Annotated in this window: 15 protein-coding genes and 1 pseudogene; 9 read left to right on the top strand and 7 right to left on the bottom strand. The window is 67.4% G+C overall.

All coding sequences use genetic code 11. From position 1 onward, the window contains the following. Positions 1-118 precede the first annotated feature (118 nt). Positions 119-1,375 carry an SUMF1/EgtB/PvdO family nonheme iron enzyme gene (locus AC10V3_RS14925; RefSeq protein ID WP_022536053.1) on the top strand — a complete coding sequence of 419 codons (1,257 nt, stop codon included), beginning with the start codon at positions 119-121 and terminating at the stop codon, positions 1,373-1,375. Between the two features lie 80 nt (positions 1,376-1,455). Here the strand turns inward: AC10V3_RS14925 and AC10V3_RS14920 are convergent, their stop codons facing one another. From AC10V3_RS14920 to AC10V3_RS14900, 5 genes are all read right to left on the bottom strand, one after another. Then, the gene (locus tag AC10V3_RS14920; protein WP_490922414.1) at positions 1,456-3,399 is read right to left on the bottom strand and encodes a DEAD/DEAH box helicase; all 1,944 of its coding nucleotides are present in this window, start codon (positions 3,397-3,399) and stop codon (positions 1,456-1,458) included. Positions 3,400-4,238: 839 nt separating this feature from the next. Beyond that, entirely contained in the window at positions 4,239-4,481 is a 243-nt protein-coding gene (locus AC10V3_RS14915; protein WP_022536051.1) for a hypothetical protein, read from the bottom strand. A gap of 141 nt (positions 4,482-4,622) precedes the next feature. Further along, entirely contained in the window at positions 4,623-4,898 is a 276-nt protein-coding gene (locus AC10V3_RS14910; protein WP_349608822.1) for a hypothetical protein, read from the bottom strand. Between the two features lie 82 nt (positions 4,899-4,980). Continuing rightward, positions 4,981-5,244, bottom strand: coding sequence for a hypothetical protein (locus tag AC10V3_RS14905; protein WP_022536049.1), 264 nt, complete (start codon positions 5,242-5,244; stop codon positions 4,981-4,983). Positions 5,245-5,301: 57 nt separating this feature from the next. Further along, positions 5,302-5,565 carry a hypothetical protein gene (locus AC10V3_RS14900; RefSeq protein ID WP_022536048.1) on the bottom strand — a complete coding sequence of 88 codons (264 nt, stop codon included), beginning with the start codon at positions 5,563-5,565 and terminating at the stop codon, positions 5,302-5,304. Positions 5,566-5,966: 401 nt separating this feature from the next. On the opposite strand from AC10V3_RS14900, the gene AC10V3_RS14895 reads away from it, so the two are divergent. After that, a complete protein-coding gene (locus AC10V3_RS14895; RefSeq protein ID WP_022536047.1) occupies positions 5,967-8,018 on the top strand; it encodes a serine/threonine-protein kinase in 2,052 nt (683 codons plus the stop codon). Positions 8,019-8,060: 42 nt separating this feature from the next. Here AC10V3_RS14895 and AC10V3_RS14890 read toward each other — a convergent pair whose 3' ends face one another. Continuing rightward, the gene (locus tag AC10V3_RS14890) at positions 8,061-8,711 is read right to left on the bottom strand and encodes a formylglycine-generating enzyme family protein (RefSeq protein WP_374063680.1); all 651 of its coding nucleotides are present in this window, start codon (positions 8,709-8,711) and stop codon (positions 8,061-8,063) included. 823 nt (positions 8,712-9,534) lie between these two features. Here AC10V3_RS14890 and AC10V3_RS14885 point away from each other — a divergent pair. After that, on the top strand, positions 9,535-9,960 hold the full coding sequence (locus AC10V3_RS14885) for a DUF4399 domain-containing protein (protein ID WP_041681111.1): 426 nt from the start codon (positions 9,535-9,537) through the stop codon (positions 9,958-9,960). 37 nt (positions 9,961-9,997) lie between these two features. Continuing rightward, complete coding sequence (locus AC10V3_RS14880) at positions 9,998-10,426, top strand: DUF4399 domain-containing protein (RefSeq protein ID WP_022536044.1); 429 nt, start codon at positions 9,998-10,000, stop codon at positions 10,424-10,426. A gap of 187 nt (positions 10,427-10,613) precedes the next feature. Here the strand turns inward: AC10V3_RS14880 and AC10V3_RS14875 are convergent. After that, a pseudogene (locus tag AC10V3_RS14875) lies at positions 10,614-11,851 on the bottom strand (IS256 family transposase). A gap of 410 nt (positions 11,852-12,261) precedes the next feature. On the opposite strand from AC10V3_RS14875, the gene AC10V3_RS14870 reads away from it, so the two are divergent. From AC10V3_RS14870 to AC10V3_RS14850, 5 genes are all read left to right on the top strand, one after another. Next, complete coding sequence (locus tag AC10V3_RS14870; protein WP_022536042.1) at positions 12,262-12,531, top strand: hypothetical protein; 270 nt, start codon at positions 12,262-12,264, stop codon at positions 12,529-12,531. Between the two features lie 57 nt (positions 12,532-12,588). Continuing rightward, positions 12,589-12,858: a hypothetical protein gene (locus tag AC10V3_RS14865; RefSeq protein ID WP_022536041.1), complete on the top strand. Its 270-nt coding sequence runs from the start codon at positions 12,589-12,591 to the stop codon at positions 12,856-12,858. 193 nt (positions 12,859-13,051) lie between these two features. Beyond that, positions 13,052-14,497, top strand: coding sequence for an efflux transporter outer membrane subunit (locus tag AC10V3_RS14860; RefSeq protein ID WP_022536040.1), 1,446 nt, complete (start codon positions 13,052-13,054; stop codon positions 14,495-14,497). Positions 14,498-14,724: 227 nt separating this feature from the next. After that, a complete protein-coding gene (locus tag AC10V3_RS14855; protein WP_022536039.1) occupies positions 14,725-17,340 on the top strand; it encodes an FHA domain-containing protein in 2,616 nt (871 codons plus the stop codon). Beyond that, positions 17,337-18,716, top strand: coding sequence for a beta-barrel domain-containing protein (locus AC10V3_RS14850; RefSeq protein WP_022536038.1), 1,380 nt, complete (start codon positions 17,337-17,339; stop codon positions 18,714-18,716). The genes AC10V3_RS14855 and AC10V3_RS14850 overlap by 4 nt, the downstream gene beginning before the upstream one ends. Positions 18,717-18,752 lie beyond the last annotated feature (36 nt).

Here is an 18,752-nt window from a genome sequence, read left to right as displayed (position 1 = left end):
GCCGGGCAGGTCAGGCAGGTAGTGTCATAATGGCCGCGACGGGCGTGTCGCGTGCTGCGCACGCTCCGTGGCCGCTGCGGCCACAGCCAATACCTGTTCCCCAGCGCGGACCTTCCCGATGAGCGGCTTCCCCATGCTTCCCGATCTCTATTTCACTGGCGGCAAGGCGACCTGGTCCGACCCGCGCCGGCTGCCGCGCGAAGGCCTGGCGCAGGCGCTGGTCGAGACCCGCAGCCGCACGCTGGCCTGGCTCGCGCCGTTCGGCCAGACGCGGCGCGCCTGGGACGTGCCACGCCAGTACGATGCCGATCCGCCGCTGTGGACGTTGGGGCATGTCGCCTGGCATGCCGAGTGGTGGTGCCTGCGCGGCGTGCGCCAGGTGGACCGCGGCGGCGTACCGGTGCCGGTGGCGAGCGAGCCCGCGCTGCTCGACGGCGCCGACGAATGGTTCGACCCCGACCGCATCGGCCCGGACGAGCGCTGGGAAATCACGCTGCCCGACGTGGCCGTGGTCAAGCAGTATGCCGCCGAGGTGCTCGACGGCGTGCTGCGCCGGATCGCACTGCTGCCGGATGACGACGACCTGACGCTGTACCCGTTTCGCCGCGCGCTGTTCCATGAGGATGCGCAGGGCGAGGGCGTGGCGGCGCTGCTGCAGGCGCTGGGCATGGCGCCGGCCGAGGCCGTGGGCGCCGGCATGGCCCAGCCCGCGGGGCATGGGGGCACGCTGCATTTCCCGGGCGGGCGCTTCACACTCGGCTGGAACGATCCCGACGGTTTTGCCTGGCCCGACGAGCTTCCGCCCCAGCCGACTTATGTGCCGGCCTTCGAGATGGACATGGCGCCGGTCAGCACCGCGCAGTTCCTGGAATTCGTCGAGGACGGTGGCTACCAGCACCCGGCCTGGTGGTCGCCCGCCGGGCGCCAGTGGCTGATGACGCAGGAACGCTCGGCGCCGCGCTACTGGTCGCGCCATCCGTCGACGCGCGCGTGGATGGTGGAGCGCTTCGGCACGCTGCGCACGCTTAACCCCGACGAGGCGGTGCGCCACGTCACGCTGTACGAAGCGCAGGCGTGGTGCGTCTGGGCCGGGCGGCGCCTGCCGGCGGAATCGGAATGGGAGCTCGCCGCCACGCAGAACCGCGGCCTGCAGTGGGGCGCGCTGCGCGAGTGGACGGCAACGCCGTACGAGCCGTATGCGGGCTTTACCGCCGCGCCTTCGGACGGCGAGCTGGTGAGCCACTTCGGCACGCACCAGGCGGTGCGCGGCATCTCCTTCGCCAGTCCTGCGCGGCTGCGCCATGTGCGCGCACGCTGGGCGCTGCTGCCGGAGGATGATCTTGCCTTCGTCGGCTTCCGCACCTGCGCGCTTTAGCAGACGGCGCCGCGCATGGAAAAGGGCACCCGAGGGTGCCCTTTCTTCTGCCTGGCAGGTGCGCTCAGCGCACCGTCCGATCAGCGCTCGTAGCGCGAGCGGCTGTTGCGGTTGCCGTTGCTGTTGCCGTTGCCGTTGCCGCCGTAGCCGCCGCCAAAGCTGCGGTTGCCATCGCGGTTGCCATCGCGATTGCCGCTGAAGGTACGGCCTTCGCCGTTGCCGCGGTAGCCGCCGCTACCGGTGCGATTGCCGTCGGCAAAGGTGCGCGCAGCACCCTCGCGGTTGCCGAAACCACCGCGGTTGTCGTCGCCGAAGCTGCGGCCGCCTTCGCGGTTGCCGAAGCCACGTGCGCCGTCGCTGGCGCCGCGGTAGCCGCCGCCCTGGCCGCCCTGGCCACGGTAGCCGGCACCTTCACGGTTGCTGAAGCCGCCACGGTTGTCGTCACCGAACGGGCGCGCGCCTTCTGCGCGGTTGCCGAAGCCACGGCTCTCGCCGCTGAACTTGCGCTCGCCGAAGCCGCCGGCGCCACCGCCATTGCCGCCGCCGAACTTACGGTCGCCGAAGCTGCGCTCGCCGCCACGGTAGCCGCCGCCATTGCCGCCGCCGTTGCCACGGAAGTCACCACGGCCGCCCGGCTTGCCGCCGAAGTTCGAGCGGGGCTTGGGCGAACGGCGCGGCTCCAGGCCTTCGATCACCGAAGCGTCGATGCGCTGGTTGGTGAAGCGCTCGATGCGCTTCCACTGGAACATGTCGTTGTGGTTCACCAGGTTGATGGCGGTGCCCGAGCGGCCTGCGCGGCCGGTACGGCCGATGCGGTGCACGTAGTCCTCGGCCTGCTTGGGCAGGTCGAAGTTCACCACGTGGGTGATATCGGGCACGTCGATGCCGCGCGCGGCCACGTCGGTGGCCACCAGCACGCGCAGGTTGCCGCGGCGCAGTGCGGTCAGGGTGCGGTTACGCGCGCCCTGGGTCATGTCGCCGTGCAGTGCGCCGGCCGAGAAGCCGGTGTCGGACAGGCGCTCGGCCAGCGAATCGGCATCGCGCTTGGTCGCGGTGAAGACGATGGCTTGCTTGAGCGTTGAGTCGCGCAGCAGGTGGTCCAGCAGGCGCTCCTTGTGCGACATGTCGTCGGTAAAGTGCAGGCGCTGCTCGATATGGCTCTGGTCGGCGCGGGCCGCGGCGATCTCGATGCGCTGCGGGTCACGCAGCTGGCGCGAGGCGAGCTGGCCGATACGCGCATCCAGCGTGGCCGAGAACATCAGCGTCTGGCGCGAAGCCGGCGTGGCGTTGACGATGGCGTCGATGTCGTCGGCAAAGCCCATGTCGAGCATGCGGTCGGCCTCGTCGAACACCAGCATCTGCAGTGCCGACAGGTCGATGCGGCCGGCGTCGATATGGTCGAGCAGGCGGCCCGGCGTGGCCACGAGGATGTCAGGCATCTTGGCCAGCGCGGCCAGCTGCTTGGGGTAGGGCATGCCGCCCAGGATGCTGGCGCAGACGATGCGGCGCAGGTTGCGGCCGTACTTGGCGGCAGCCTCGGTCACCTGCAGCGCCAGTTCGCGCGTCGGGGTCAGCACCAGCAGTGCGGGCTGGGCCGGCGACGGGCGGGGGCGCTTGCCCTTCATGCGCTTGGCGGGCTCGGTCGCGCGCTGCGGCGCCGGCATTTCGCTGATGCGCTGGATCGCGGGCAGCATGAACGCGGCGGTCTTGCCCGAGCCGGTCTGGCTCGAGACCAGCAGGTCACGGCCGGCCAGGAAGGCCGGGATGGCCTGGGCCTGCACCGGGGTCGGCGTGTTGTAATTCAGTTCGGAGAGCGCGCGCAGGATGGCGGCGTCCAGGCCGAGCGTGGCGAAACCGCTCTCAGTCTGGATGGTAGCGGCCGGGGCTTCGGCTGCCGGGCTGCCGTTGAGCATGGCGTCGAGCTTGTCGAGCGGGCTCTCGATAATCTGGGCGGCGTCGGAAGTGATCGAAGCGTCGGTCGCGGAGGCAATAGCTTGCTCCGCACGAATGTCGTGCTGGGTCATGTCGTAATGGTCAAGTAAATGCATGGCACCCCGGCAAAGCAAATGGGGTGGGCGCAGTGCAAAGTCTTAAAAAGGCTTCGGCGCCAATCGGTGAGGCCGTTACGACAGACACAGCTGGCAGTACGGCGGCAGGCAGGGCTTTGGCTGGTCCCGCTAGGCGGTCCGGCCATGTCCCTGGCAGGCAAACAGCTCAGGTTTCAGGCTGTTCAACAGGATCGGAGACGAGGCGACGTCAGGTGAGCGATGCGTTCTGCTGGGCGGCTGGCGCTTAGGTGATTAACCAGGCGTCCGGCAGCGAGGAAACAGAGCTTGGGAGGGCAGCGGATTCGCCGCGGCAGGAAGGTGAAGCAGTGCCGGGCGCTTGGCGGATCTCACAGTTGCGAAACTCACAGCGGCGGATTATAGCAGAGTGCGGAATTTTTGTTGCGGTGCGAAAACGTAACCGGATATGTCAGCCGGCGATCACCCCACGCCGCCCCGGCACCGCGCCGGCGCTGGCGCGGGTTGCAAGGGCGCGGCGCCCGCCTATACTGGAGGCGCGGGCACACAGGATGCCCGCACGGGGCGGACGAAACGTTCCCGCTTGACCTCCTCCAGCGGCATTGGGCCGCTGTTCGCGGCGAGCAATGCGGTCATTGCCCCCAGTGCCAGACTTTCTGCGACTCTCCGGGTGGTCCGGATGGGCGTCCGCGTCATGGGCGGAATCATGGGAAGCCTGCCTGGCCAATTGAATGACCGAACTGCTGACCGCGTGGACCCAGGATGTCCGGGCCCGTCCGCAACCAAGCCCGCCATTGACTGGCGGGCTTTCATTTTGCGGCTTTCGTTCCTGCTGCAGTTCAGTCCTCGGCATCCTTGCCCGCTGCCTTGCGCGGCAGCCGGCCGAGCGGCTGCTCGCGCGGCATCACGTAGCGGTTGCCCGGCAATCCGCCCGGGTAGTCGACGATGCGCGCGACGCCCTGGCGCCGCAGGCCATGCCATGCCTGGCCGCCGGCGGTGCGCCCCCCGCCCAGGATGGCGGTCATGGCCTGCCGGTCGAGATCCATGCTGTCGGACAAATCCTTGATGACGATCACTGCCATGGCTGTCTCCGTCATGCGGGACCGCGGCCGCATGGCCGCGGTCCCCGGTAGGGAACCCCAGCCATGCGGCCGCGGGACCGCTTCAGTATAGGCGAGACGGTCCGCGGTCCTCCCTGGCCACAGTCCCGCCCCGCGCTTCGCTCAGACGGCGGCGAAATTGCCGCCCCATTGCGACGGGTCCACGTTGACGCGCACCGGGCCGAAGCCAGGGCCGATGCTGCCGACGTTGTTCAGGGTGTTCACGTTGACGCTCTGCAGCTGCGCGATGTTCTGGTTGACATTGACCGTGACGTTGGCCAGCGGGCCGACGTTGCCGATGCCGCGGCTGAGCCACGAATTGCCGCCGCGTACGGCGCACAGCGAGGCACGGTCGAGTTCCTTGCTCAGGGCAAGATCGCGGACGAGGATTGTTGACATGATGGTGCTCCTTTAAACGGGGTGCCGGGGGCGGCTGGCGCGGAGATTGCTGCTTCTCCGCGCATGCCGCGACCAGGACGTATCAGCCGTAGATGTTGTTGGTTGCGTTCTGGTTGGTGTGCACGTTGGACTTGACGTGGTCCAGGAAGGCCGAGCCGTTGCCGTTCAGGTTGGTCACCGTCTGCATCTGCGCGATTTCCTGCGTGGCAGTGATGCTCTTGTCGATCGACAGCTTGAGCGGCGCGTACACGAAGGGCATGTAGGCGAAGCCGCCGCGCACGGCGTGCATGCGCTTGCTGTCGAGGGTTTCGGCGGCGGACAGGTCTTTGATGGTCAGCGTGGTCATGATGGTCTCCGGTATCGGTAGTCGGTGCGTCGGTTCAGTTGGCTGGGGCGCGAGGGCTCAGCGGTAGATGTTGTTGCTGGCGTACTGGTCGGTGTGCACGTTGGACTTGACGTGGTCCAGGAAGGCCGAGCCGTTGCCGTTCATGTTGGTGACGGTCTGCATCTGCGCGATTTCCTGCTTGGCGTTGATGCTGCTGTCGAATGACAGCTTCACGGGGCTGTAGACGAAGGGCATGTAGGCGAAGCCGCCGCGTACGGCGTGCATGCCCTTGCGGTCCAGGGTTTCGGTGGAGGACAGGTCCTTGATGGTCAGCGTGGTCATGATGGTCTCCGGTAGAGGAAGGTATTGCCTTGGGGTTGGTTTCGAGCATCGGATGTCGCGCTCGGGAGGTACTAACGCAGGGAGTGTGCCAACGCCGTTGCCAACCGCGCCGGGCACGCGTAACTACCTGAAAACATGAGGGATTTATTTGTGATGTCGGCTCGCGCGCACTGGCTGCGGCTCATGCCGGGGGTCATGGCTGACGGGCCCGGGCCAACAGTTGGCATACTGGTGTTGGCGCCGCGGCGACAGTGGCGCTGCGCGGCTGCCGCGATCGGCGACGACCGGGCGCGCGATGCGTTGCGTGCTGACTGCGGATGGATTGCGCATGCCTTGGGTGCGCACTAGTATCCATCGAAGGCAGGGTACTTCCGCACGGTGGGTCGATCCTGTCAGCAACCATGTCGGGGCATGCCGTGGCCAGTCTCAAAGACCTGATCCGCAAGTTCCAGAACGGCGGTCTCTCCGACGACGAGTTCGTCGCGTCGTTCGAGACAGCCCTGGCGCAGGACCCCACCACGCCCAGCCAGGCGGCGCGCGTGGTCATCGAGGAAAACACGCGTTTCCCGTTCCCGCCCGCGGTCTATGCTGAAGTGATGCGGCGCATCGAGCGCCAGAGCGCCACGCAGTACGGTGCCGCCACCGAAGCCACGCGCCTGGCCAGCGGGCCGCAGACGGGCTCGCTGTACGCGACCTCGCCCGAGGCGGGCACGCTGCCGCAGGCGGCGCACACCAAGGGCGTCGGCGATACCCTCAACGGCCGCTTCGTGCTGGAGGAGTGCCTGGGCGTGGGCGGCATGGGCACGGTCTACAAGGCGCTCGACCTGCGCAAGCTAGAAGCGTCTGACCGCAAGCCGTATATCGCCATCAAGGTGCTGAACCTGCAGTTCAGCGGCCATCCCAAGTCGCTGATGGCGCTGCAGCGCGAGGCGCGCAAGGCGCAGACGCTGGCGCACCGGAACATCGTCACGGTCTATGACTTCGACCGCGACGGGCCGGTGGTCTTCCTGACCATGGAATACCTGTCCGGCACCTCGCTGAACCATGTGCTCAAGGCGCCGGGCTTTGCCGGCATGCCGATGGCGCGCGCCATGTCCATCATCAACGGCATGGGCAACGCACTGGCCTACGCGCACGAACGCGGCTTCGTGCATTGCGACTTCAAGCCCGCCAACGTCTTCCTGACCGACAGCGGCGAGGTCAAGGTGATCGACTTCGGCATTGCGCGCGGCTTCCTGCCACCGGCGGACGAATCCGACAAGACCGTGTTCGATCCCGGCTCGCTGGGCGGCATGACCCCGGCCTACGCCAGCCCCGAGATGTTCGAGCACCGTGAGCCCGATCCGCGCGACGATATCTTCGCGCTGGCCTGCGTGACCTATGAACTGATGACGGGCAAGCATCCGTACCAGCGGCTGGGAGCCAACCAGGCGCGCGAGGCCGGGCTCAAGCCGGTGCAGCCGCCGCAGCTGAGCCGCACCCAATGGAAGACGCTGCGCGAAGCGCTGTCGCTGGACCGTGAAACCCGCACACCGACGGTCGCGCTGTTCCTGAAAGGCATGAGCGCGGTGCCGATAGCGCCCACGCCGCGCCCCTCGCCGCTGATGGCAGGTGGCGTGCTGGCGGTGCTGGCCGGCGTGTCGGCGATCGGCTACTACGCCTGGCATGCACAGCGGCAGGCGGGAGCGCCGGCGGACGACACACGGGTCGAGGCGCCGGCCACGCCACCGGCTCCGGCGCCCGCCACGCCCGCACCCGCACCCGCACCCGCGCGTCCGGCAGTACTGTCGATGGCCGAGGTCCGCAAGGTGCTGGCCGCTGTGCCGTGCTCGCTGCTGAGCGCCAGCGAGCAGGCGCAGACAGTGCGCGTGCGCGGTTTCCTGGCCGAGAGCGTGGGGCCCGCGCGACTGCGCGAGCAGCTCGGCGCGTTGCCGGGGGTGAAGGGCGTGTCGATCGACACCCAGCCGCTGGCCGCCGACAAGTGCGACGTGGCCACGCTGGTCGCCCCATACTGGTCGGGCAACCGCGAGGGCGGCACCGCGTCTTCGCTGCGGCTGCGCGGCCAGGGTACGCAGCTGACCGAGGGAAACCCGCTGGTGCTGGACCTGCGCACGCCGGCGCAGGACTCCTATGTCTATGTCGATTACTTCGCGGCTGACGGCAAGGTGGCGCACATGGTGCCCAGCGCACGCGTGCCCGCGCACCAGGCGCCGCCCGGTCTCACTGCCACCATTGGCGACAGCGGTGACTGGATCGTCTCCGGTCCGTTCGGTACCGAACTGGTGGTGCTGCTGACCACGCCGGCGCCGCTGTTCGAAGGGCGCCGCTCCGAGGTCGAGGCGCGGCAGGACTACGTCCGCGCACTGGAGAAGCCACTCGCGCAGATGGCGCGCACCTATGGCCGGGACCGCATCAGCGCGGACCTGGTGCAGATCTCGACGCGCGCGCGGTGAGCGCGAGCCTCATGACGCCCGGCATTGCCGTTGGCGCCAGCACTACTTCATGTCGCGCGCCACGCGAAAGCCGTTCTGCGACTGCCGCACGCTCGGGCTGTACTTGAAGCGCGTGGACGACACCATGTAGCTGGCGCCTTCGCGCCACGAGCCGCCGCGGATCACGCGCGAGCCGCAGGCATTCTCGTTCCAGGCGCGCCCGTCGGTCGGTGCGTTCTTGTACGAGCTGTGCCAGCAATCGGCCACCCATTCCCACACGCTGCCGTTGACGTCGTGCAGGCCATAGGGGTTGGCCGCGAATGAGCCCACCGGCGCCGGCGCGTCCTGGCTCCACGGCTCGCCGCAGTCCTTGCAGTTGGCATTGCCCTTGCGCATCTGGTCGCCCCACCAGAACGCGCTGGCGGTGCCGCCGCGCGCCGCGTATTCCCATTCCGCCTCCGTCGGCAGCCGGTAGGTCTTGCCGGTGGTCTTGCTGAGCCAGGCCACGTACTGCTGCGCGTCGTCCCAGCTGACGTCGCGCACCGGCGCGTTCTTGGCGCTTTCGGCAACGGTGGGGATGCTCTGGCAGCCGCCGGCGGTGGCGCAGGCGTTCCATTGCTCGACCGTGACCTCGTAGCGGCCGATCGCGAATGGCTGGCCGATGGTGACGTGATGCGGGGGCTTCTCGGCGGGGTCGCTGGCGCTGCTGCCCATGGTGAAGCTGCCGGCAGGCAGGGAGACCAGCACCGGGCAGGTTGGGCAATCGCGGATCTCACCGGCGCGTAGTGTGGTGCTGACCGCACCGCCTGCCGCCGCGCCCGGCTTTGCCGATGCCGCCGCAGGCGGGGCCGCCGGTGGCGATGCCGGACGCGCCGCGGCCGGTGGGGATGCCGCCGGCGGCCGCGTCACCTGGCCGCCGGCAGTTGCGCCGGAGCGGGGCGGCGATGGTGGCTGCGCCTTCGGTGGCGAGGCGGCGAGCCGCTCCAGGCGCGCCTTGGCCAGCACCGCGAAGCGCCCGTTGGGATACTGCTTCAGGTAGGCTTCGTAGTCGCTGGCGTGGTTGCTGTTCTTGATCGATTCCCAGAAGCTCAGCTCGTACTGCTCGTCGGTGTTCTTGGGCATGATGCCGGCCAGCAGCAGCGGCTCCGTGGCCGGTGCAGCGGTGGCAGCGCCGGCCGCCTGCGCGGGCAGCGGCGCGGTGGCGAGGATCCCGGCCATCGCGGCCAGGCGCACGACTGGTAGATTGCGCCACATTTCACACCTCATTGGGGCCGCGGCGAACCCGTTGCATGCGGGACGCATACCCGGGGGCGCATTGTGGTGTTGCCGAGACGTCGACCGGCTTGCTTCAAGATAGCACAGCGCTTGTGTCTCCGGCGGGGCATTCCCATCTGGCCACGACACGCCGGGTTCGCTTTTTCCGGGGTTGCATCCTAACCTGAATGACGAATCGCCGAGCGCTGACCAACAAGCAACAAGAATGGGCTTTCGGGACAACGTGATCGGGTTTCGGACAGTCTTCCGGGAGGCGCCGCGTATGTCCAGACGATTCCTGTTCCGCCTGCTGGCGGCCGCAACCCTGGCCGCAGCCCCGTCGTTGTCGCTGTCGACGGCAGCCCCGCCCAATGCCGAGGTCTACATTATCTGGCCGCACGATGGGACCGTCATCAGCGGCGGCAAGTTCTGGGTGCGCATGGGCCTGCGCAATATGGGCGTCTGCCCCAAGGGCGTCGAATCGTCGCGCTGCGGGCACCACCACCTGCTGATCGACACCGAGCTGCCGCCGCTGGACAAGGAAATCCCGTCGGACAAGAACCACCTGCACTTCGGTGCGGGCGAGACCGACGCGCGCATCGAGCTGCCGCCCGGCAAGCACACGTTGCAGCTGCTGCTGGGCGATGCCAAGCATGTGCCGTTCGAGCCGCCGATCTATTCGAAGAAGGTCACGATCACGGTGCGCTAGCCGCGCGCAGGCCGATCAGCAAACAGGGGAGAGCGCCATGTTCAGACTACTTGCTGCCGCTGCCTTCGCCGTCAGCGTGCTGCTGTCCGCGGCGGTCCAGGGCGGGTCGACGCCGGCCCCGCCCAATGCCTATCTCTATATCGGCTGGCCCAACGATGGGCAGACGATGCCTGCGGGCAAGCCGTTCAAGGTGTGGTTCGGGTTGCGGAACATGGGGGTGGCGCCCAAGGATGTGAAGTATCCCAACACCGGGCATCATCATTTGCTGATCGATGTCGAGCTGCCGCCGATGGATAAGGAAATCCCCAATGACCGGAATCACTTGCATTTTGGGGCGGGGGAGACCGAGACCATGGTCGAGTTGCCGCCCGGCAAGCACACGCTGCAGCTTTTGATGGGTGATGACAAGCACATTCCTACCAACCCGCCGGTTTATTCGAAGAAGATTACGATTTATGTGAAGTGAAGTGAAGTGAAGTGAAGTGAAGGGGGGGCTGGTCGATGATCGGCGGCCCTCGCTGTTGGTGACATGTTTTCGCTGTTGAACCGCTCGGTTCTGCCCTCCTGGGCGGGGGGTGTCAGGATTTTTGTGTGCAAGGCTAAAGGCCTGCCTGCCGGGCAGGCTGCCCGGCAGGCAGGCCTTTGATCCTATCTCAGCGATGGGGTTGTGTGAAGCGATCCTCGTAGAGGATCGCGAACTGGTTCATGGCCGCTTTCCAGTCGTGCGTGGCGCTGCCCCACTTGCAGGTGATGTTGCGCAAGGCTAGCCACAGCAGCTTGGTGGCCGCTTCATCGCTGCGGGTCTTGATGATCTTGCGCAGTTGCGCGTTGATGCTCTCGATGGCATTCGTGGTGTAGATGATCTTGCGGATGGCTGGCGGGAACGCAAAGAATGGAATCACGCGGTCCCACGCGCGGTGCCAGGAGGCTGCAATCGGCGGGTAGCGCTTGCCCCAGTCGCTTTGCTCGAAGGCCAATAGCGCCGCCTGTGCGGCCTCTACCGTGGCTGCTGTGTAGACAGGCTTGAGCGCGGCTGCCACCGCACGGCGGTCCTTCCAGCTCGCGTAGTCCAGGCTGCCGCGGATCAGATGCACGATGCATGTCTGCAGTGTTGTGCTCGGGAACACCGCGTTCAGGGCCTGCTCCATGCCCTTCAAGCCGTCGGTCACCGCGATCAGGATGTCTTGGGTGCCTCGCGTTTTCAGGTCGTTGAACACCTTCATCCAGAACTTTGCCCCTTCGGTGGTCTCGATCCAGAGGCCCAGGATGTCACGCGTGCCATCGGGCAGCACGCCCAGCGCCAGATAGACCGCCTTGCTGCGCACGACGCCATCCTCGCGCATCTTGACCCGCAGCGCGTCGAAGAACACCACTGGGTACATGACCTCTAACGGGCGGGCCTGCCAGGCGGTGACTTCCTCCATGACCGCATCCGTTACCGAGCTGATGAACGCAGGCGACACCTCGGTGCCGTACTGCTCGACCAGAAACGCCTGGATCTCGCGCACCGTCATGCCGCGGGCATACATGGCGATGATCTTGTCGTCAAAGCCAGTGAAACGCCGGTCGTGCTTGGGAATCAGGATGGGCGCGAAGCTGCCGTCGCGGTCCCGCGGGATCGCCAGGCGCAGCGGTCCCGTGTCGGTAAGCACCGTCTGGCGCTGGAGCCGTTGCGCTGGTTGGTGGCATTCTCGGGGCGCTCAGCACCCTCCGGGTAGCCCAGGTGATGGCCCAGCTCCGCGCCCATCGCCCGCTCGATCAGGGCCTTCTTGAACGCCATGGCGGCATCCTGCACCGCCTCAGCAGTCATCGGACCTTTGACGAGCTGATCAATTAGCTCCTTGGGGATGCTCGGAAGGTCCCGGGGTGTGGCTTTTGGTTTGCGTGGCATACATGCTCCTTCTCGACATGTTATGCCCTACACACAAAATCCCGCCCAGGAGGGCGGAACCAGGCGGTTCAACAGCGACAACATGTCACCAGCAACGCGGGCCGTCGAGCATCGACCAGATGTAAACCCGCAGCGAGCCTCCCAAGCAGCCAAGTGTCACCCACCCCCCAACACATCTCCACCATCTGTTGGCCACGATCCACCACGCCCACCCTCCACCAGCAGCGCACCATCGCATCCCGCCACCACGCAAAACGCCAAAATCCCCATGTTTACAGGCATTTGCGCGATGGCAACAAAAACAACCGCCCCCCCTGGCACGCTCCCTGCGATATCCCCTCCGAGCGCGACACCAACCCGATGCTCAACCCTAACCCCAAAGGCAACACCTTCCTCTACCGGAGCCCATCATGACCACGCTGACCATCAACGACCTGACCACCATCGACACCCTGGACCGCAAGGGCATGCTCGCCGTACGCGGCGGCCGCGCCCTGCTGCCGTTCATGCCGGTGTTTCACCCGCTCAGCCTGTCGATCGACAAGAGCATCACCGCCACGCAGGAAATCGCGCAGATGCAGACCGTGACCAACCTGAACGGCAACGGCTCGGCCTTCCTGGACCACGTCAAGTCCAACGTGCACACCAACCAGAACGCCACCAATAACATCTACGGCTGAGCCCTCGCGCCCCGGCCAACTGAACCGAAGCACTGACTACCGATCCCGGAGACCATCATGACCACGCTGACCATCAAAGACCTGTCCGCCGCCGAAACCCTCGACAGCAAGCGCATGCACGCCGTGCGCGGCGGCCTGTCCTACCTGCCCTTCGCCTCCGTGTACGCCCCGATCAAGCTGGCGTTCGACAGCAGCATCAATGCCAAGCAGGAAATCGCGCAGATGCAGACCGTAACGAATCTGAACGGCAATGGCTCGGCCTTCCTCGACCATGTCCGTTCGCATGTGGATACCAACCAGAACGCCAGCAACAATATCTATCGTTGAGAAGGTTGTTGAGATGGCGCCGCGCCGCGGGGGCGTCCCCGCGGCGCTTTTCTTGACCCCGTGCAGATCGGGGTTGGAGCGCGCGCCAGCGCGCACCACAATACAGACAGACATCGCGGCCCCGGCGCACGCCAGGGCGGTATCCCCAATACGCCCCGACACGTTCCGCCGCTGTCGCACGCAGGAAGCTATCGTGCCTGAATCCCTCATTGCCTCGCCAACCCTGGTGCCGCGCTGCTGGCTGACCGCACTGGCCGCCTGCGCGGCATTGCTGGCAGGCTGCGCCGACTTCCGGCCGCCGGTGTACCAGCGCCCCGAAACGCCGGCCAAGGCCGAATGGACGCGCCAGGACTCGATCACGGTATCGCCGGCCGACGCGGTGCAGCCCAACTGGTGGCATGGCTTCAACGATCCCTACCTGAACAAGCTGATCGAGCAGGCACTCAGCGGCAATTACGACATCAAGGTGCTGGCGGCGCGCATCCGCGTGGCCAACGCACAGATCGGCGAGGCGCGTGCCGGCGCGCTGCCCGTGATCGATATCGGCGCCGGCGCAAGCTTCGAAAAGACCACCGGGCAGAAGTCCACCTGGACCTATAACGCCGCCGCCCAGCTGAACTGGGACATCGATATCTGGGGCAAGGTCGAGAAGGGCGTGCAGGCCCAGACCGCCGAGTTCAGCGCGACGGAGGCCGACTGGCGCGCCGGCTACCTGACGCTGGTGTCAAATGTATCGACTACTTACTTCCAGATCCTGCAGTTCGATGAGCAGATCGAGCAGCAGGCGCGCACCGTCGCCAAGAACGGGCAGATCCTGTCCACCTACCAGGCCATGTACCAGAACGGTCTGGTGCCCAAGATCCGCGTGATGCAGCAGCAGGCGGAAATCAACCGCCTCAACAAGGACCTGCTGGAGCTGCGCCGTTCGCGCGACGTGGCGGAAAACGCGCTGGCCACGCTGGTCGGGGTGCCCGCGGGCAATCTCAAGGTGCCGGCCGGGCGCCTGCAGGACCGCGTGCAGCCGCCCGCGGTGCCGGCCGGGCTGCCGTCGCAGTTGCTGGCGCGCCGCCCGGATGTCGTGGCCGCTGAATACCGTGTGCTGGCGGCCTACAACATCGTCGGCCAGGCACGCCTGGCGCAGCTGCCCACCATCAGCCTGACCGCGCGCGGCGGCACCGCCAGCTTTGCCCTGAGCGACCTGCTCAAGTCCTTCACCTTCGGCTTCATGCCCAGCATCAACCTGCCGATGCTCGACCCGAACGTACGCGCCCGCGTGAAGACCACCGAGGCACAGGTGGGCGTGGCGGAAAACGAATATGGCCGCACCGTGATGACGGCTTTCGAAGAGGTGGAGAGTGCACTGGTCAATGTCGACGCGCATAAGAAGCAACGCATCGAGCTGCAGCAGCAGGTCGAGCAGCTGCGCGTCGTGTCCGCGCAGATCGAGGCGCAGCTCAGGGAGGGCGTGGTCTCGCAGCTGGAAGTGTTCGAGACCGAGCGTTCGCTGCTGACTGCGCAGCTGCAATTGTTGGCGGTCCACCAACAGATCCTGGCCGACACCGTCACGCTGTACAAGGCGCTTGGCGGTGGCTGGCCCGATACGGATGTGCGCAACACGGCCTCGAATCCCCCTCAATAAATGCTGTCTACGGTGCCGGCCCGCTATCCACGTGATGCCGGCGTACGCAACGGGTTGCGCACCGAGCCCCTTATTCCCGCCACTTGCCATACCGAATGTGTCGCTACGGTGCCACCCGCGCACACCGCGGCCGATTGACTAGCCTAAGCCGTCGCCTACTATGTTCTTAGTCGCTTCACCCCCCTGGCCGGCCGCCGCGGCAGCCGTGCTGTTGGCTCGCTGGAAACATGGCTCCTGACGAAGCACTGATCATGGAAATGCCGGTGAAAATGGCCCAGGGATTCACGCGGGAGTTCTCCCAGGATTTCGCGCAGGAATTCGATGTGTTCCTGACGCCCGTGTCGCGCCCGGAACTCGGCGAGATCCGCATCGACGAAGAGCTCTTCGCCGTTGGCCGGACCGAGCGGCCGTTTGCCGCCTACCCGGAAGAACTGGCCGCGCCCCTGTCGCGCCGCCATGCGCGCATCTTTGCCGAACATGGCGCGGTCTATGTAGCCGACCTCGGCAGCAAGAACGGCACGCGCGTGAACGGCGCGGCGGTGGCGCGACAGCCGGCGCAGCTGTCCGATGGCGACGAAGTGGCCTTCGGCCCCGCGCTGTCGTTCCGCGTGCGGCTGTCGCCGCGCGCGACACAGCCCGAGCCGCCACGCGTGGCGCTGACGCTGGTGCCCGAACGCGGCGACGTCGGGCTGCACCCGATCCACCTGGACGGCTTCCCGTACCTGATCAGCAAGGCCGACGATGCCTTCGCGCGCTACCGCGACAGCTATCCGCAGCAGGTCAACTACCTGTCGCGCCGCCATGCGCATGTCTACCTGAAGGGCGGCGTGCCGTTCGTGGAAGACCTGGGCAGCACCAACGGCACCTTCGTCAACGGCAAGCGGCTGACGGACCACGGCGTGCCGCTGGACGACGGCGACCTGATCGCCTTCGGTGGCAACCACTTTGTCTACAAGGCACAGGTCCAGCGCACGGATGATGGCGATGCCACCGCGACGCACGCGATACTGCAGCCTGTTGCCGCTGCACCAGACGCGCCACCCGCATCCCCGACAACGGCCGCGGACGACGACGATGACCGCACCACTTTCGTCGGCGCGGCCGACTCCTTCCTCGATATCTTCTGCGTCGACTACGCCGCGCAGCAGGACGATGAAGTCAATGCCGACGCTGAAGCGCAAGCCGCGGCCGCCACCGCGGCGCACGACGCCGCGCATGCGCGGCGCAAGCGCGGACGCGTCGCGCTGTTGCTGGCCGAGGGCGCAAAGCAGTTCGGCCTGGACGATCCTGCGCGCACACGGCGCGCGGCGCGTTGGGGCGGCGCGTTGCTGTTGCTGGCGATACTGGCGGGCGCGGCCGTCTACTGGCGCGGCGCAGCGGAGCGCGAAGTGCAGGCGCTGTTTGCCGCCGGCGACCACCCCCGCGCGGCGCAGGCTGCCGACGACTACCTGGCGCGCCATCCCGACGATGCCCAGGTGCAGGCTATCGGCACCGAGGCGCTGCTGCGCGGCTACGTGCCCGCGTGGACGGCAAAGCTGAAGGCGGGCGATTTCAGCGGCGCCGACGCCGCACTGGCGCAGATGCGCAAGCTCGGTGCGCACAACGCCGACGCGCGCGCTCTGGTGGAGGAACTCGACTGGATCGGCCGGCTCGAGCGCTTTACCGCGCAGCGCGGCGCCGACGCGCCGATCCGCCTCTACACCGACGAGGCGCCGATCCGCCAGTTGCTGGCGTACTGGAACCAGGACACCATCGCGCACCAGCGCGCGCTCGGCCGCATCGCGGGCGATGTACCGGCATTCCGCGACCTCTATGCGGACGCGCTGAGCGACGTGCGCCGGCTGCAGAATGATGCGTCCGTCTACCTGGCGGCGATCGACCGGCTCAACGCCACCATCGCCGCCGAACTCGGCCGCGACCGCCCGGAGGCCTTGCAGCCGGTCATCGCGGAATACCGCGAGAAATACCCGCGCCTGGCGGGCCTCGATCGCGTGCAGGCCGACCTGGACCGCTATACCGCGCTGATGCAGGCGCTGCGCGCGCGCCGGCCCGGTGCGCTGGTAGCACGCCTGGCTGACAGCCGCTTTGTTACGCCGCCGTTCCAGGCGCAGTTCGCCAGCCTGGCAGCGCGGCTGCCGCCGCCGGAAATGGCGCGCCAGTACGCCAGCACGGCCAAGGCGTGGCAGCAGGGCGACACCACCGGCGCGCTTGCCGGGCTGAAGCAGATCAACGGCGGCCCGTGGGCCGATGACCTCGCGCGCGACCTCGCGCACAAGCAGAAGGTGGCCTCGCAATATGCCGAGCTGCAGTCCGCGCGCGGCGGCACGGGTTACGAGGATCGGCTGCTGGGCTTCTACGCCATGCTCGACGCCGATGAAGACCGCTACTTCGCCAAGGCGGTCGAGGCCGACGTCAACGGCGTGCGCGACAGCGCACTGCGGCGCGCGCGCGAACTGATGACAAGCGCCGTCGTTGCGTGGAAGCAGTACCGCAGCAACGGCGTGATCGGCAGCGAGCAGCGGCTCGAGCCCGGCATCTCGCCCAAGTTCCGCGCGCAGGCCCGGCTGCTGTCGCAGGCGCAGGAAGACGCGCGCCAGGGCATGCGCATCTTCACGCAGCTGCGCGCCGGCGAAAGCGCCGACCTGGCGCAGCTCGCCAAGGTCGAGGAAGAAATCCGCGCCGAGGCCGACCAGCAGCGCCAGGCGTTGCGCGAGCTGCGCAGCGTGCTCGATCCCGCCGTGCTCAAGACCAAGCTGGAGCTGATCGGCGGCGAAGACACCGGCAAGGCGCCGGCCCGGGACGCAGTGAGCAGCGCGGCGCCACAGCAAGCGGGGCAGCCATGAAGGACGACTCCCGCCAGGGCGGTCTCAAGCCGCTGACCGAGGCGCTGGAAGACCACAGCGCCGAAGGCATCGGCCTGCTCAGCGCCGAGCCGTCGCGCCTGGGCTTGCTGACCATCGTGACCACCTTCGCGCTGGTGCTGTGCGCGCTGGTGTGGTCGTTCGTCGGGCATGCCGATGTCATTGTTACGGCGCAGGGCACGCTGGCGCCGGAATCCGAGGTGCGGCGCTTCTATGCCCCGGTGGACGGCGAGCTGGCCGACCTCTACGTGGCCGAAGGGCAGCCGGTATCCAAGGACGACGTGCTGGCGCGCCTGAATGCGCGCGGCGCGATCGAAGCCGCGGCCAATGCGCTGGAAGCGCAGCTCAAGCTGGAAGACTCCGAACGCGAATGGAAGCAGTTCCCCGACAAGAAGGCGCTGATGGAGCGCAGGGCGGCCGCGCTCAAGCAGCAGATCGACGTGGCCACGCGCCAGCATGAGAACCGCCTCGCCGAGGGCACCGCGCGCCTGGCCGAGCAGCAGCGTGCGCAGCTGCAGGAAGCGCGCAGCAACCTGGAAAACTCCCGGCGTGCGCGCGAGTTCGCGCGCCAGGAGCAGGATCGTTATGCGCGGCTGCTGGCACTGCCTGGCGGCGGCGGGGTGTCGCAGTCGCAGGTGGATGCCAAGCGCGCGGCGGCGCAGGATGCGGAAAACAACCTGCGCGTGGCGCAGTCGCGGCTGGCCGAGCTGGATGCGCGGCTGGGCCGGGAGCTGACGCAGGCCAGCTCCGAGCTCGAAAGCAGCGGCCAGGACCTGGCCGGGCTGCGCGTGCAGTACGACGCCGCGCTGCGCGAGATCGCCAATACCGAGGACAAGCTGCGCCTGCAGGTACAGACCGCGCGGCTGGTGGCCGACGCCGCGGCGCGCATCCGCTTCGAGAATATCGACAAGGACAACTTCCTGCTGATCCTGGCGCCGGTGTCGGGCGTGATCACCGATGTCACCTCCACCCAGCGCGGCGACAAGGTGCAGGCCAACACGCCGCTGGGCGGCATCGCACCCAAGGATGCGCGCCCGGTTGTCAAGATCGTCATTGCCGAGCGCGACCGCGCCTTCCTGCGCGAAGGCCTGCCGGTCAAGCTCAAGTTCAGCGCCTTCCCGTACCAGCGCTACGGGATCATCGAAGGCACGCTGGAATTCATCTCGCCCGCCACCAAGCCGGGGCCGGACAAGCAGCCGGTCTACGAGGGCCGCGTGCGCCTGGCACGCGACTACTACGCCGTGGCCGACAACAAGTATCCGTTGCGTTACGGCATGACCGCCACGGCAGAGATCGTGGTGCGCGAACGCCGCCTGATCGACCTGGGGCTAGACCCCTTCCGTGAGGTGGCCGGGTAGCGCAGCCGGGGGAAACACGAAAACAGCCGATGTGGA

This window comes from Cupriavidus sp. PB-02, from assembly GCF_058252315.1.
This window is presented reverse-complemented; position numbering and strand designations above follow the sequence as displayed.